The sequence below is a fragment of the Variovorax sp. VNK109 genome, from assembly GCF_049445855.1.
In the GTDB taxonomy this organism is placed as follows: domain Bacteria; phylum Pseudomonadota; class Gammaproteobacteria; order Burkholderiales; family Burkholderiaceae_C; genus JAGOCV01.
Genome location: NZ_JBMSDV010000005.1, coordinates 281,533 through 296,534, shown reverse-complemented (window position 1 = coordinate 296,534; position 15,002 = coordinate 281,533). Strand labels below are relative to the sequence as shown.

The window sequence follows — 15,002 nt, the reverse complement described above, 5'->3', positions numbered from 1 at the left end:
GCGTTCAGAACAGTTCACCGGTGAGGTTGTCGCGGCCGGCCTGTGCGGCAGGTTTCGGTCCCGGCTCATCGCCGCTCCCGACGCGCCTGAGCGCGCTCACGCGCACGCCCAGCAGCCGCAGGCGCTGGTCGAGTGGCACGCGCTTGAGGCACAGCCCGCCGATCCGGCGGATGGTTGCAGCGTCCGAGGTATGGGCGTCGATCGTCTGGTCGCGCGTGGCAATCCTGAAATTGTCGTAGCGCAGCTTCACGCCGATGGTCTTGCCCTCGTAGCCCTTGCGCTGCAGGTCTTCGGCCACCTTCTCACACAGTCGCGTGAAGATGGCCCCGAGTTCGGTTTTGTCGCGCACCGCGTGCAGGTCGCGGTCGAAGGTGGTCTCGCGGCTCATGGACACGGGCTCGCTTTCGGTGACCACCGGACGGTCATCCCGGCCGTGCGATGCGTCGTGCAACCAGGCCCCGTACGCCTTGCCGAATCGCTCCACCAGCCACTCGCGGGGCTTCGCGGCCAGATCACCGATGGTCCCGATCTCCATCGCCTTCAGCTTCGCATCGGCCTTGGGCCCGATGCCGTTGATCTTGCGGCAGGGCAGCGGCCACACGAGCCGCTCGAAGTCGCCCTCGTGCACGATGGAAATGCCGTTGGGCTTGTTGAACTCGCTGGCCATCTTGGCGATGAGCTTGTTGGGCGCAACGCCGATGGAGCAAGTGAGGCCGGTCGCCTCGAAAATGCTTTTCTGGATGAGCCGCGCCAGCACGCGCCCGCCTTCACGCTGACCCCCGGGTACGTCGGTGAAGTCGATGTAGACCTCGTCCACCCCACGGTCCTGCATGACGGGTGCAATGTCGGAGATGATGCCCTTGAATGTGCGCGAATAGCGTCGCACTTCCTCGAAGTCCACCGGCAGCAGGATCGCGTCGGGGCAGAGCTTTGCCGCTTTCATGAGACCCATGGCCGAGCCCACCCCGAACTGCCGCGCTGCATAGGTGGCTGTGGTGATGACGCCGCGGCCCACGTAGTCCTTGAGGCGCGGGAACTGGTCTACCGGCAGGTCGGCACCGGCTTGGAGCACGCCGTCCGCTCGCCGCCGCCCGCCGCCGATGACGACGGGCAGCCCCTTCAGTTGCGGAAAGCGCAGCAGCTCGACGGACGCGTAGAACGCGTCCATGTCCAGATGGGCAATGCGGCGGATCGGTGCTTTCGCGGGGCTGGGCATGAGGCTGCGCAGGATTGTGCTTCATCCGTGTCAGGACGCCTGTCAGCAGTGCACTGCGGAAAACAGCATCATGATTTTCAAGGGAAGCAATTCATTTGCTATACAAATCATAGCAATACTGTCAGTATTCATGAGGTTCATGAGACTGTTTCCGCGCGCGAAACGGTTCGTCCATCGTTTGCTTCTTTATCCGGCGGGGGGATCGGCCTAAAGTTCATCCCATCGATGAGCCGCAACTGAACAACGACTCACCGAGGCTGGACAGACGGGACCGATGAAGCCCGCCATGCCCGGGAAACGTCAACACATGAGCACATGCTCGATCGAAAGGAATTCATCATGAACCGCAATATCGCTACCCTCGCAATCGCCCTCGCAGCTGGCTTCGGTGCCGTTGGCGCCCATGCCGACGAAGCCGACGGCTCGCAATTCGCCGTGCAAGCCAACAGCGTGAAGAGCCGCGCCGAAGTGCAGGCCGAACTGGCCCAGTTCCAGAAGGGTGCCAACCCCTGGTCCATCCGCTACAACCAGCTGGCTGCGTTCAAGTCGACCCGCGATGCCGCCGACGTGCGCGCTGAAGCGATCGCCGCGCGCAACGAAACCACGGCGCTGAACGGTGAAGACAGTGGCTCGGCCTATCTGGCTGCGAACGCCGGTCATGTGGTGACCAGCACCACGCTGGCTGGCACGCCGTCGCAATCGGCATACTGAACCACGGCCCGCAAGCGGCCCCCAGAAAAAAAAGGCCCCTTGGGGCCTTTTTTGTTTGCTGGGATTCAGGGTAGCGGGTACGTGCCCGGCAACAGGATGCTCTTGTCCACCGTATTGATATCGGTGCGACCGCAGAACGCCATGGTGAGGTCCAGTTCCTTGTGGATCACCTCGAGTGCGCGTGTCACGCCCGCTTCGCCCATCGCACCCAGGCCGTACAGCATGCTGCGGCCGATGTAGACGCCCTTCGCACCGAGCGCCACGGCCTTGAGCACGTCCTGACCGCTTCGCACGCCGCCATCCATGTGCACTTCGATCTGGTGGCCGACGGCCTCGACGATCGACGGCAGCGAGTTGATGGACGAAGGCGCACCGTCGAGCTGGCGGCCGCCGTGATTGGAAACGATCAGTGCATCGGCACCCGAATCGACCGCGAGCCGTGCGTCCTCCACATCCTGGATGCCTTTGAGGATGAGCTTGCCGCCCCAGCGCTTCTTGATCCATTCCACGTCACCCCAGTTGAGTGCGGGGTCGAACTGCTTGGCCGTCCACTCGGCGAGCGAGCCCATGTTCTCGATGCCCTTCACGTGGCCGAAGATGTTGCCGAAGTTGCGGCGCTTCGTGCCCAGCATGTCGAAGCACCAGCCGAGTTTGGTGGCCAGGTTGAGCAGGGTCGGCACGGTGAGCCGCGGCGGCACCGACAGGCCGTTCCTGATGTCCTTGTGCCGCTGGCCGAGGATCTGCAGGTCCAGCGTGAGGACCAGCGCCGAACAGTTCGCGGCCTTGGCGCGGTCGATCAGGCGCTCGATGAAATCGCGGTCGCGCATCACGTACAGCTGGAACCAGAACGGATGGTTGTCGGTGCCGGCAGCCACGTCCTCGATGGAGCAGATGCTCATGGTGGACAGCGTGAACGGGATGCCGAACTTCTTCGCGGCGCGCGCGGCCAGGATTTCACCGTCGGCATGCTGCATGCCGGTCATGCCCGTGGGCGCGATGGCGACGGGCATCGCCACGTCCTGGCCCAGCATTGTCGTTCGGGTGCTGCGGCCTTCCATGTTCACGGCCACGCGCTGGCGCAGCAGGATCTTCTGGAAGTCGGCTTCATTGGCGCGGTAGGTGCCCTCGGTCCACGAGCCGGAGTCGGCGTAGTCGTAGAACATGCGCGGAACGCGCTTCTTCGCGAGGACGCGCAGGTCCTCGATGGTGGTGATCACTGGCATGTGGCGAAGCCCCTCGGGTACTGTTTTTGTGCAACCACGAATCCTAGCGGCTTTGCCGGGCCGCCGGGCTGAAGAAATTTGCACGTCGGGAGATGGTGGCAGAATTTTCCTCATGCCTCCCGCAAGCATCCCGTCCTCCTGCACGTTGCGACGCGTCATCAACGCCTGGGGCACAGCCACGCCGTTCGGCGTGTCGCGCAGCGATGAAGCCGTGGCAGAGGCCGTCGCCTCGATGCTGCGCCGCCATGTGGTGATGGGCGAACTGCAGGCCGTGGCCGGTGAGCGCCTCGCGGCATGGAGCGGCGCGCAGACTGGTTGCGTCACCCACAGCAGTGCTGCCGGCCTGACGTTGGCCGTGGCGGCATGCATGACGGGCGAAGACGCGGCATTGATCGCGCGGCTGCCGGACACCACGGGGCTGCGGCGGCGCGTCGTGCTCCTGTCTGCGCACGACGTGAACTACGGACAGCGACTCACGCAGGCTATCCGGCTCGCGGGAGCCTTGCCCGTCGCATGCGACTCGGTGGCGCACGCAAAACATGAAGCGCAGGATGCACAGACCGCGGCTGTGCTGGCGGTGGAGTCGCATCTGGCGGCTGGCTCCGGGCAGGCCCTCACGCGCGCGCTGCATGCGGTCGCTGTCGCTGCGGGGGTGCCCCTGATACTCGACGGCGCGGCGCAGGACTGGCGGGTCCGCGAACTGGTGGCGTCCGGCGCTGGCCTGGTCGTGTTGAGCGCGCAGAAGTACCTGCGTGCGCCGACGGCCGGTCTCGTGGTGGGCGATGCGGCACTGGTACGCGCGGTGGACGCGCAGCACGGCGGCATCGGCCGCGCGATGAAGCCGAGCAAGGAAGCCATCGCGGGCGTGCTGGCGGCGATCGACGCCCGTGACGGGATGGATGCGCTGCAATGGCAGGCCGGCGAACAGCGCAAGGTGGACCATGTGGCTGCGACCGCAGCCCGGTGGCCCGGCGTGCAGGTCGAGCGGGCGCCGGACCCGCTGGGCAACGGCTTCGAGCGGCTGTGGCTGCGCGTGCCGGGCGATGCCGCGGCGCTGGTGTGCCGGCTGCGCGAGGGTGATCCTGCTGTGGCGGTCGCTCCGCACCGCGTGGCGCAGGGGTCGATCGGACTTGAACTCACCGGCGTCGATGAGGCGGAGCTCGACGTGCTTTGCGATGTGCTGGCGCGCGCGATCGACGCAGTGGCAGGCTCCTGAGCCCGGACGCCAACCGGCTCAGGACGGCGACTGCGGCACCGCTGCCACCGCTGCATGGGGTGCATCCGGTGCCACGCTCGTCGCCGAGCGCCTGACCAGCGGCATCTGCCGTGCCAGCAACGACAACTGCGTCAGCATCAGTCGCTGCGACTCTGGCGCTGTGGGGTTGTCCTGCCTGAGTTGTGCCAGCAGGGCGCGGCCTTCGGCTTCCTGATCGGGTGTCAGCGGTATCGGGGCCTGTCCGCGCGCCAGCGGTTGCGCGATGGCGTCGAGCTCGTCGCTGATGGCTTGCCCGGCGGCAAGCGCGAGGTCCCGCATCTCGCCTCCGGGGAGCTTGTCGCGGTGGGCACCCAGGCCCGAGAGGTAGGCGAGCACGGTGTGCGAGAGCACCAGCAGCCGCACGCTGTCGTCCCCTTCGCGCTTGAGGAAACCAGGCTCGCGCAGCATGCCTGCGATGGCGGCCGACAGCGCGGCATCGGCGTTGTGCGCGTTGCGACGCGCCAGGCGGAAGGGCAGGTCGTCGCGCGGACCGTCGCGGTACTGCGTGAGCAATGCGCGCAGGTAGTCGCGGTTGGCGGCCAGCGCCCGTGCAGCGACCTCGTGCATGCGCCGGCTCTGCCAGTCGGGCAGGATGGCAAACACCGCGATGCTCGCAATCACGCTGCCCAGCAAGGTGTCCACCATGCGGGGGATGATGAGTTCGTAGCCGTCGGTCACCTGGTTGGCGGCGAGCAGCACGAGCAAGGTCATTGCCGCGGTGGCGAGCGCATAGCGCACCTGTCGCAACGCGAAGAACACCACGCCCGCGAACACTGCGAACGCGGCCTGGATGAGCGGCTCGGGGAACAGTTCGAGCACCGCCCAGCCGATGACCAGGCCAGCGAAGGTGCCCGTCACCCGCTCGGTCACGCGCCGGCGTGTCGCACCATATCCGGGCTGGCAGACGAACAGCGTGGTCAGCAGGATCCAGTAGCCCTGCGGTGATGGAAAGCTGTGGATGAGGAGATAGCCCGCGAGCAGCGCGATCGACAGCCGGACGGCGTGGCGGAACAGCGGTGCGCCGGAATTCAGTTGCAGCCGCACGCGGTCCCACGCTTCGCGCGCATTGCGCGGCGAGCGGTCGAGCAGGCTCTGATCGGTCTGCACCGTGGCGGCAGGTGTGTCGGCCGGTGGCCGGCTGGCGATGGCGATCTGCGCGTCCAGCCGCGACAGGTTCTTGGCCAGCGCACGCAGGGTGTCGATCATCTGGCTGCGCTGCGCATCGGCAGGCTCGCGCATGAGCCAGGCGATGGACGCCCGGAAGTCTTCCATGGCCTGCTCGCCCGCTGCGCTTTTCACGAAGGGAACACGCAGGCGGATCGCCTCGGCCAGCTGGCCGCAGTCGTCGCCCGAAATCCGCAGTGCCCGCTGCGCGCGGAACAGCGCATCGCTGTGGAAGAACGCCTCGGTCAGTTCGTCGTAGGCATAGTGCGAAGAGCTGGCGCGTTCATGGATGTCCTGTGCGAGGAAGTACAGGCGCAGGTAGCGGCTGGTACGTGGGTTGCGTGTGGCGCGCAGCCGCGAGAAAAGGCTTTCCTTCACGAAGTTGAGTTCGCGCACGACGTTGCCGTTGATCTGCGCGAGCGAAAGGCGCCGCCGCTCGACGTCGAGGCCGCGCACCGGTTCGAGCAGCGATGCCTTCACATGGAGGTAGTCACCCAGCAGCAGGTACAACCTCGCCAGCGCCTGCTGCACGGGCTGGTGCACGAACATCGACGCCCACAGCACCGACAGCAGTCCATACCAGGCGGCACCGGCGACGAGCAGCACGGGCTCGATCCACAGCGGTTCGTTGCCGCGCAGGGCATGCTGCTCCATGGAGATGGCGGTGTAGATGGAGAGGATGAGCGTTGCATAGCCCATGGCCTGGTAGCGCGGCCCGACGGCACCGAGCATGACGAAGAACAGTGTCGAGGCAACGAGCCCCAGTGCGAACAGCGGCACGTGCGGCATGAGCCATTGCACCGAGAAGGCGGCCGCGGCGAAACACACCAGCGTGACACCGACGGCGCGCAGCCGGCCGCGCCAGCCATCGTCGGTTTCGGAGATGGCGCTGGCGATGGCCCCCAGGAACAGCGGCATCAGCCACGCCATCTCGCCCGTGTGCCAGCACACCGCCATGATGGCCGTGAGTGCAATGAAGACGCGCAGGCTGTAGGCGAAGGCCGAGAGCGCCCAGAGGCGGCCCAGGAGTTGGCGCACGGAAGAAGGATGGGTGACAGGAGGCGATGCCGGCATCGCCCTCATTGTCACCCCGCAAGCTATCGTTTGGCTGTCGGAAGGCTCGTGGTTCGTGCGCTGGCCGCCTTCACGCCGGCACCGCGCACCTCGATGCGGATCTCGTCGAGCACGTCGCCTCCGGCGTTGACAAGCTGTACCGCATGCCGGCCGGGCCAGGGCAACCACTGGACGCTCGGGCCGCGTGCGAATTCGCGACCATCCATGCGCCAGCGCAGGCCGGTGGCGCGGGTGCCCTGGCCGTGTGCGGTGAAATCCAGGCGCTGCCGGTCCGGCGGAATGTCGGGGTCGAGCGCGACGATGGTGCCGTCAGCGGGCGCGGTGATGCGCACCGCAGCGGTGGCAGCGCCGGCCGCCGGGCCATCGTCCAGGCTGTTCACCGCGAACACCGGCTGCATCGTGCCGGGGAGGAACCATTCCATGCGGGCGGCTTCCAGCGGCGTGCCTTGCGATGCGAACTTCACCACCGCGTGTTCGAGCCCGGCGGGTGCGCGGGGTGCGCGGCCCGGCTCCTGGGCGTGCAGGAAGCCCATGACAGCGGCCCAGATGGGTGCTGCGCCGGTGGAACCACTCACGTCCCACATCGGCTCGCCGCTGGCGTTGCCCACCCAGACACCGACGGTGTAGCGTTGCGACCAACCCACGGCCCAGTTGTCGCGCATGTCCTTGCTGGTACCGGTCTTCACCGCCGTCCATGAACGGGTGGCAAGCACGCTGCCGGTGCCGAACGTGCGGGCCCGGGCGTTCGTGTCCGACAGGATGTCGCCGACGATGAACGCGGCGCGCTCGTCGAAGACCTGGCGGGAAGCCGCTGGCTTGCGTACTGGCAGCAGTTGCGTTTCGCCGTACCTTCCGCCGTTGGCGAGGACGCGATACGCGTTGCTCAGCGAGAGGAGTGACACTTCCGGACTGCCGAGCGCCAGGCTGAAGCCGTAGTAGCCACCGGTCTCACGAAGAGGCAGCCCGGCGTCTTTCAGTTGCCGGTGGAACGCATCGGGCGACACCATGCCCAGCGTACGCACGGCCGGCACGTTGAGCGATGCGCCGAGTGCCGTGCGCACGGACACCCAACCCTTGAATTGCCGGTCATAGTTCTGGGGAATGTAGAGGCCACCGGAGGTGGGGATGTGCGTCGGCGAATCCTCCAGCAGGGACGCGGCGGTGAGCCGCTTTTCCGCGATGGCCTGCGCATACAGGAAGGGTTTGAGGGTGGAGCCGGCCTGCCGCAGCGCGGTCACGCCGTCGACTTCGCCGGCGCGGCTCAACGGGCCGGATGAACCCACCCAGGCAAGCACGTCGCCGCTCCTGTTGTCGAGCACGATGATTGCGCCGTCTTCGACATGCCGGCCGGCAAGCTCGCGCAACTGGCGCGACAGTGTTTCCGTGGCGAAGCGCTGCAACGGCGCACGCAGCGTCGTGGTGATGCGCGTGGAGGCGACCAGGGAAGAAGCCGTTGAGTCGCGCTGCTCGCGCACGAGGCGCGCCGCCACGTGCGCTGCGATCCCCTCGCTCGCCGCATACGAGCGCTGCTGCATGGCTGCCGTGGCGAACATGTCGAGCCCGACGCAATCCACGCGCGTGCCTGGCTGCATGCGTCCGAGCAGTTCACAGGCGCGTTGCGCGACGAGCTTCGCGCTGCTGTTCGGCGCGCGGACGAGTGCCGCGGCGATCGCAGCTTCGCGCTCGTCGAGCCCGTGCGCGGCCTTGCCGAACAGCGTGCGCGACAGCGCATCGATGCCGACCAGTTCGCCGCGGAAGGGAACGAGGTTGAGGTAAGCCTCGAGGATCTGGTCCTTGCGCCAGCTGGCCTCGAGGCGCGTGGCTGCGACCGCCTGCCCGAGTTTGCGGGTCACGCTGCGGCCGCCGGGCGTGTGGGCCAGGTCTTCGTCGAGCAGGCCAGCCAGTTGCATGGTGATGGTCGACGCGCCCCGGGTGCGCGTGTTCCACAGGTTGCCCCACGCGGCGGCGGAAACCGCGCGCCAGTCCACCCCCGAATGCTCATGGAAGCGCCTGTCTTCGCCCAGCACGAGCGCGGTACGCAACGCGGGCGACGTGTCCGCGAGGGCGATCCACTGGCCGCGCCGCACGCTCGTGTCCGTGCGGATGCGGTGCAGCAGTTCGCCGTCGCGATCGAGGATGAGCGTATCGGAGGGTTGGTACTGCTGACGCACGTCGCTGTACGACGGCAACGCCTGCGCAGGCGGCACAGCTGATGCGCCCGCCAAGGTGAGCGCGGCGAGTCGCATGGCCACAATGTGCCGGGGTTTCATCGCGCAGGCTCCACCTTCACGCGTGCGTTCGGTGTTTCACCGAACATCTCGGGCGCATACATGGCTTCGACGCGCGAGGGCGGCAGTGCGAAGTCGCCCACATTGTTCAGGCGCACGGTGTACTCCACCTTCACCGTGCCCTTGGGCAGGTATTCGTAGTAGCTGCGGAAGGCTTCGAAGCTGCGCTCCTCGAACGCGGGCCAGCCCGCACCGGTGCGCTTCTCGCCGCTGGTGGCGATCTGCGAATCACGGCCGAGGCCGGTGCCCAGGATGGTTGCGCCGCCGGGGACCGGATCGCTCACGACCACCCACGTCATGTCCGCAGACGCATTCACTTCCAGCGTGATGCGCAGCACGTCGCCGCGGGAGTACTTGCCCTTCTCGGCTTGCTCCACCGGCGTGATGGTCTTGCTGATGCGGTAGCCTGCGGCGAAGGGCTCCCTGAGCTGCACGGCTGCCACGGACTGCAAGGTCAGCCACGGCTTGCCGGCGCCCTGCTGCGAGGCGGTGAGCGTGTTGTCTGCACTTGCAGCGGGCCAGGGCAGGAACATCGTGTTGTTGCGCAACATGCCGGGCGAGGCGGGCGCGCCGAACCAGGTGGTCTGGTGCGCTGCGCCCGTCGCATCCGTGGTCTTGATGCGCTCGACCTTGCTCCAGTCCACGGAGCCGCTCGCGCCGGCCAGCGCAGCGCGTGTGATGCCGGCGACAGGCGTGGCTTCGAATTTCGCCGAGAACTTCTCCAGCGCGAGGCCGCCCCACAGGTTGGCCGTGGTGGTGTGCCATGCGCCGCGCTGCTGGCGGCCGATGAAGCCGTTGGCCAGCTTGCCCATGTCGTCTTTCCAGGCCGGATCGTCCATCACGGCGAGGATGAGGCGCGCGGTGTTGACGTCACCGCTTTGCATCAGCCACCACCAGTAGTCGTCGCGCTCGGTACTGAAAACGAGTTTGGTGCCCTGGTAGGACAGGCGCGAGCGCAGGATCTGCCCGGCCTCGGCCAGACGCTGCTCGCGCTGCGCGACATCAGGCACGCGACGCAGCACGTTGTACCAGTCGATCACCGTGTGCGTGGGCCACTGGTTGGGCGCGATCGTGATGCTCTGCACCATGCGGCCCTGTGCCTTGCCGTAGCGCGACAGCGCTTCGATGGCGGCGAGCTTGCGCATGTCCAGGTCCTTGCGCGGGCTCCAGAAGTCGCGCTGGATGCGGCCTTCGACAAAGGCAACGAGGCCGCGCTCCATCGGCTCGCGCACCGTGTCGGGCAGGGCGAAGTCGGGGTTGAGGGACGAGGCCTCATGCGTGGCTGCGAGCACATAGGCCGTGAGCGTGTCGCTGCCGCGGTTGGCATCGCCTTCGCGCGGCGGGAAATAGCTGGCGAGACCGTCGCTGTCCAGATACCCCGGCAGTTGCGCGGCCACGTTGCGCCACATCTTTCCGTCGCGCAGGCCGACGGACTTGCTGGTCTTCTGCTCGAGACAGATGAACGGGTAGTTGGCGAACCAGTCGCGCACACCGGGCAGTCCCTCGGCCAGCTTCGGTTGCAATGCGATCTTCAAGCCGCCGCGTCCCGGCAATGCGTCGGCCGGTGGCGAAACGGCCAACGAGAACGGCCCATCGAGCTGCACCAGCGTCGCCTGCTGCACAGTGAGGGGCACCGCCGCGACGATGCGTTGTGTGGCCTTGAGCGCGTCCCGCGCGTTGCCCGAAGTGTCGCGGGCCTCGATTTCCCAGATCAGCGACTCCGCGCGCGTCTGCGCAAGTTGCGCCGGTGCGGTGACTGTCCATGCCACCTCGCGCGCTTCGCTGGCCGGAATCTCCACCGTCTGCGGCTTCAGGTCGAGCAGCGTCGCGCGCGGTGTCACTTCCACCTTCATCGGCTTGTTCGTGGTGTTGCGCAGCGTGAACTGCGCGCGGTATTGATCCTCCTCACGCACCAGCGGCGGCAGGCCGCTGATGATCTGCAGGTCCTGCGTCGCGCGGATGGTGGTCTGGCCCGTGCCGAAGAGGCCGCTCGACGCATCGGCCACCGCGACGATGCGGAAGGTGGTGAGCGCATCGTTGAGCGGCACCGTCACCTGCGCCTGTCCGTTCGCGTCGAGCACGACCTTCGGATTCCACAGCAGCAGCGTGTCCAGCAGTTCGCGGGTGTTGCTCCTGCCGCCGCCACCGCCGGGCGCAACGGCCTTGCGACCGTAGTGACGGCGTCCGATGATTTCCATCTGCGCGGTCGACGTCTCCACACCCCACGAGCGTCGCTGCAGCATGGCCTCCAGCAGGTTCCAGCTGTCATTGGGCATGAGTTCCAGCAGCGCCTGGTCCACGGCGGCCAAAGCCACTTCGGCACCTGCAGCTGGTTTGCCATCCGGCAGCTTCGCGCTCACGGTGACGAGCGCCTTGCCGCGCACGGTGTAACTCTCGCGATCAGCCTTGATGCTCACGTCGATCCGGTGCGCGCGAGTGCCGACGCGGATCTCCGCCACACCGAGGCGGAAAGCGGGCTTGCTGAGGTCCACCATGGCCGTGGGCGCGACGTACTCGCGGCCTTCGAACCAGAAAGCAGTCCACCACTCGCGCGGCGCCTTGTAGCCCCAGGTGAAAAAGCTGTACCACGGCACTTCGCGCAGGCGACCGCGCAAGGCAAGAACGCTCACGTAGACGTTCGGGCCCCATTCTTCCTTCACCTGCAGGTTGACCGTCGGGTCCTGACCGTTGAGCTGCACCACCTGCGTGTCGATCACGCCTTCGCGCTCGACGGCGACCAGCGCGGTCGCGAAGCGGAAAGGCATGCGCACCTGGAAGCGCGCCGTCTCGCCGGGCTGGTAGCTCTTCTTCTCGGGCAGCAGGTCGATGCGATCGTTGTTCTCGCCGCCGAACCAGAGTTCGCCCTGCTTCGTCACCCAGACGGAGCTTGCCGCCTGCGCGGTGTTGCCGCTGCTGTCCTTCGCAGTCACGACGAGCTCGACTTCGCCGGCCTCCTTGAGCGTGGACTCGCACAGCAACAGGCCACGCGCATCGCTCTTGCCGCTGCAGACCTCGCCGAGCTCCTTCACTTCCGTCTTGTTGTCATAGCTGTAGAAGCCGCCCACCATGCGCTTGCGGCTGGTGGTGGTGATGCGCGCGACGGCGGTCACCGTGAGCGGCACGTCGGCGAGGGCCTTGCCGGACACGTCGAGCGCGAGCGCCTGGAACTTCATCTTCTGCTTCGCGGAGACCCAGCCTTCGGTGCGGATGCCCGCAATCACCGCAGCGGGCCAGAGCGGCGACACGCTGCGCAGCGTCTGCACTTCGCCATTCGGGTCGGCGTACGTGGCTTCGAGCAGCAGCTCCTGCGGGCGCTTTGCGACCGGCACGTTCTCGATGGTGACCTTGCCCGCGCCGTTGCGGTCGAGCGTGACGGGCAGCTTGTCGGCGATGACGCGCTGGTCTTCGGAAGCCGTTTCTTCCTCTTCGCCCTCGCCGCGGCCGGACTGCCGATCGCGCGGCGGGTCGAAGCGGAAAGCGTCGTAGTCATTGAAGCGGATGTACTTGCCGCGCACCAGCGCCGACACGCGCACGGGCAGGTTGGCCGCACCGCCGCCCGACACGTAGTTCACCTGCACATTGGCAGGGACGGTCTTCACATTCACGAGTGCCTTCTGCTCCGCAGGCGCGACGCGGCCTTCGAGCACCGGCAACCGGAACTCCTCGACGCGGAACTGCCCGCTCTCGAAATGCTGATCCTTGCTGCCTTTGAGTTCCACGCGGTAGATGCCCAGCTTGGCGGCCGGCGGGATCGCGAATTCACTCTCCGCGCTGCGTCCACCGGTGCCGGTGGTGCGCCACTTCACGGGCTGTGTGTACTGCTGGCCGCTGCCGAGATGTGAAATGACGAGCGTGTCCGGTACGTCGGGAGGCAGGTCGAAGCCCTGGCGCGTTTCAGTGCGGATCAGGTGCTTCATCGACACCGTCTCGCCGGCGCGCAGCAGCGTGCGGTCGAAGATGGTGTGCACGCGCGTGTCGGGCTCCGGCTCGCTGCTGATGGGCAGGTTGAATCGCCACGGCTCGATGCCGCGATGCCAGTCGCTCCAGGTGAAAGCGAGGTCCTGTACGGGCTTGCCGTCCGGGGCCGTGCCTGTGGCGCGCGCGCTCACGAAGTAGGCCTGGCGGTATTCATCGTCTTCGCCCTTCGCGCTGCGGCACGAAGGCGGCTGCGGCGACAGCCCGTCGAGTGTCACCACACCCTGTGCGTTCGTCTTGCCGGTGACGAGTTCGTTGCCGTTGCAGTCGGACACGCGCACCGACGCGTTGGGCACGGGCTGGCCCTTGTCGAGTGTCGTTACCCAGGCCACCGCATTCTCACGGCCGAGCTTGAAATGCACACCCAGGTTGGTGACGAGCGCCGAGGTGCGGACGTACATCGTACGGTTGGCGCCGTGCCGTTCATCCAGCAGCGCGCCGCCCAGGCGTTGCGACGCGATCTCCACCACGTGGAAGCCCGGCGTGAGCGGTATGCCCACCACCTCGAACGGGCGCGGGTCGTTGTTGACGGGTTTGGGCAGATCCAGCGTCTTCACCTGCGCCTGACCGGCCAGCAGCGACAGCATGCGCGACTGCACCCATTCGCGCTCGTCCTTGTCCAGCGCGGCGGGCAGCGGTCCTTTCACGTCGCGCGCGGCCTGCGTGCGAAGCACCGAGAAGTCGTTGTAGCGCTGCACCTTGCGGAACCACGCGATGATTTCGGCGTCCGTCGTCGGCTGCAGGTCGCTGACCTTGCCGGGCAGCATGCCCTTGACCTGCAACGCGGGTTCGACGTTGCGCAACGTCACCGGCAGGACGGCCACGCCGTCGGGCTCGGCCAGCCGCTCGACGATGCCGAAGGGTGCGGCGGCAAACTTGGCCAGCGGCGGCATGTTGCCCGTGGCCACGCGCAGCGGGAAGTTGTCGGCATTGCGAAGCGTGCGGCCCGCCGCGTCCTTGAAGTCGCGCGGCAATTCGAGTGTGTACTGCGCGCGCTCAGGGAACGGCGGTTTGAACGAGAGATCGGTGACGAGGCTGTCGTCGTCCTGCGCGCCTTCGAGCTCGGGTTTGACGGTGCCGTTCGCGGACTTGAGCACGATGGCCTGCGCCAGCTTGCGCGATACGGGCGCATTGAAGTTCAGCGACATCGGCCGGATCGGCAGGCACGCGGCCTGCGCGTTCTCGCGCTCGCAGTTGAAGGTGGCGGCGAAAGGCTCGCGCACCTGCCACGTGAAGCGCTTCTCGACGTTGTTCGCCACGCCACCTGGCGTGGCGACACCTTTTCCATAGATGACCTGCACACGCGCCGACGGCGTCAGCCGGCGTGCGCAGGAGAACACGGCAAAGCGCTGCGGGTCGTTCGCGGCTTCCTTGTCCATGCGCAGCGACTTGAGGACGTCGTTGCGCTGCGCACCTTCCAGCATGCGGATGCCGATGCGCTCGCCCACGCCTTCCATCGCGCATGAGACGTTGGCCTGCACGCTTGCCGGGGTCGCCGCACCGTTGAGTTGCATCACGAAGACCTGCTCTTCGTCGATGCGCTCCCACGAACCGGGACGCATGTCGCGTACGAAAGGTCCGCCCGTGCTGAAGCGGAAGCTGGTGCGGGGAAGTTCGCTGCCCTTGGGCGATGCAAAGCCGCTGCGGGCCTGCACGGTGCAGTTCACGCCAGGCGGCAGGTCGCGTTCGAAATCGAACAGCCATTGTTTGTCGTTCGCCCAGCGGCCTGCGCCGCGCGCAGCCTGCGGGTCGCTACAGGTCACGGTCAACGGGGCGAGGGCTTTCGGGTCGCCGAAATTGACGGCCGGTTCGTCGAACTGCGCAACGATCTGCCTGACCTGTGCGACTTCGCCCTGTGGGGTCAGTCGCGTGATCTGCAGGGCGTGCGCCTGCAAGGCTGCTGCCCCCAGAAGCGCGGCAAGCGCGTGATTCAGGATTGTTGTTCTCTGCATGGGTCCTCCGCTGTCGCCGGTGGTTCGTTCCGGCCACTTCCGTATCGCGGCACAGCGTACCGGATTTTCATGAAGCGCAAGGGAAGTCGCGGTGAAGTGCGTAGGACTGTTCCCACCGCGTCGCACGCAGGATGCCGATGGCGC

Annotated in this window: 7 protein-coding genes; 2 read left to right on the top strand and 5 right to left on the bottom strand. The window is 67.0% G+C overall.

Translation table 11 applies throughout. The features are described from left to right. Window positions 1–4: 4 nt before the first annotated feature. A complete protein-coding gene (locus ACO2Q9_RS17800) occupies window positions 5–1,216 on the bottom strand; it encodes a Y-family DNA polymerase (protein ID WP_423313214.1) in 1,212 nt (403 codons plus the stop codon). A 339-nt stretch (window positions 1,217–1,555) separates the two neighbouring features. Between ACO2Q9_RS17800 and ACO2Q9_RS17795 the strand changes: the two genes are divergently transcribed. Next, a complete protein-coding gene (locus ACO2Q9_RS17795; RefSeq protein WP_423313212.1) occupies window positions 1,556–1,927 on the top strand; it encodes a DUF4148 domain-containing protein in 372 nt (123 codons plus the stop codon). A gap of 65 nt (window positions 1,928–1,992) precedes the next feature. Here the strand turns inward: ACO2Q9_RS17795 and ACO2Q9_RS17790 are convergent, their stop codons facing one another. Next, window positions 1,993–3,150 (bottom strand): alpha-hydroxy acid oxidase, encoded by a 1,158-nt coding sequence (locus ACO2Q9_RS17790; RefSeq protein ID WP_423313210.1) that lies wholly within the window; start codon window positions 3,148–3,150, stop codon window positions 1,993–1,995. 112 nt (window positions 3,151–3,262) lie between these two features. Between ACO2Q9_RS17790 and ACO2Q9_RS17785 the strand changes: the two genes are divergently transcribed. Further along, window positions 3,263–4,366, top strand: coding sequence for a hypothetical protein (locus tag ACO2Q9_RS17785; protein ID WP_423313208.1), 1,104 nt, complete (start codon window positions 3,263–3,265; stop codon window positions 4,364–4,366). A gap of 18 nt (window positions 4,367–4,384) precedes the next feature. On the opposite strand, the gene yccS is transcribed toward ACO2Q9_RS17785, so the two are convergent. The 3 genes from yccS to ACO2Q9_RS17770 are packed head-to-tail and all read right to left on the bottom strand — an operon-like array spanning window position 4,385 to window position 14,858. After that, entirely contained in the window at window positions 4,385–6,643 is a 2,259-nt protein-coding gene (gene yccS, locus ACO2Q9_RS17780) for a YccS family putative transporter (RefSeq protein ID WP_423313206.1), read from the bottom strand. A gap of 23 nt (window positions 6,644–6,666) precedes the next feature. Further along, window positions 6,667–8,889: a penicillin-binding protein 1C gene (gene pbpC / locus ACO2Q9_RS17775; RefSeq protein ID WP_423313205.1), complete on the bottom strand. Its 2,223-nt coding sequence runs from the start codon at window positions 8,887–8,889 to the stop codon at window positions 6,667–6,669. A 20-nt stretch (window positions 8,890–8,909) separates the two neighbouring features. Continuing rightward, the gene (locus tag ACO2Q9_RS17770) at window positions 8,910–14,858 is read right to left on the bottom strand and encodes an alpha-2-macroglobulin family protein (protein WP_423313204.1); all 5,949 of its coding nucleotides are present in this window, start codon (window positions 14,856–14,858) and stop codon (window positions 8,910–8,912) included. Window positions 14,859–15,002 lie beyond the last annotated feature (144 nt).

What these genes read in the sequence shown, in the direction of transcription:
- ACO2Q9_RS17790 (WP_423313210.1), bottom strand. Translation starts at nt 3,150, where the DNA reads ATGCCAGTGATCACCACCATCGAGGACCTGCGCGTCCTCGCGAAGAAG.
- yccS (WP_423313206.1), bottom strand. Translation starts at nt 6,643, where the DNA reads ATGCCGGCATCGCCTCCTGTCACCCATCCTTCTTCCGTGCGCCAACTC.
- ACO2Q9_RS17785 (WP_423313208.1), top strand. Translation starts at nt 3,263, where the DNA reads ATGCCTCCCGCAAGCATCCCGTCCTCCTGCACGTTGCGACGCGTCATC.
- pbpC (WP_423313205.1), bottom strand. Translation starts at nt 8,889, where the DNA reads ATGCGACTCGCCGCGCTCACCTTGGCGGGCGCATCAGCTGTGCCGCCT.
- ACO2Q9_RS17800 (WP_423313214.1), bottom strand. Translation starts at nt 1,216, where the DNA reads ATGCCCAGCCCCGCGAAAGCACCGATCCGCCGCATTGCCCATCTGGAC.
- ACO2Q9_RS17770 (WP_423313204.1), bottom strand. Translation starts at nt 14,858, where the DNA reads ATGCAGAGAACAACAATCCTGAATCACGCGCTTGCCGCGCTTCTGGGG.
- ACO2Q9_RS17795 (WP_423313212.1), top strand. Translation starts at nt 1,556, where the DNA reads ATGAACCGCAATATCGCTACCCTCGCAATCGCCCTCGCAGCTGGCTTC.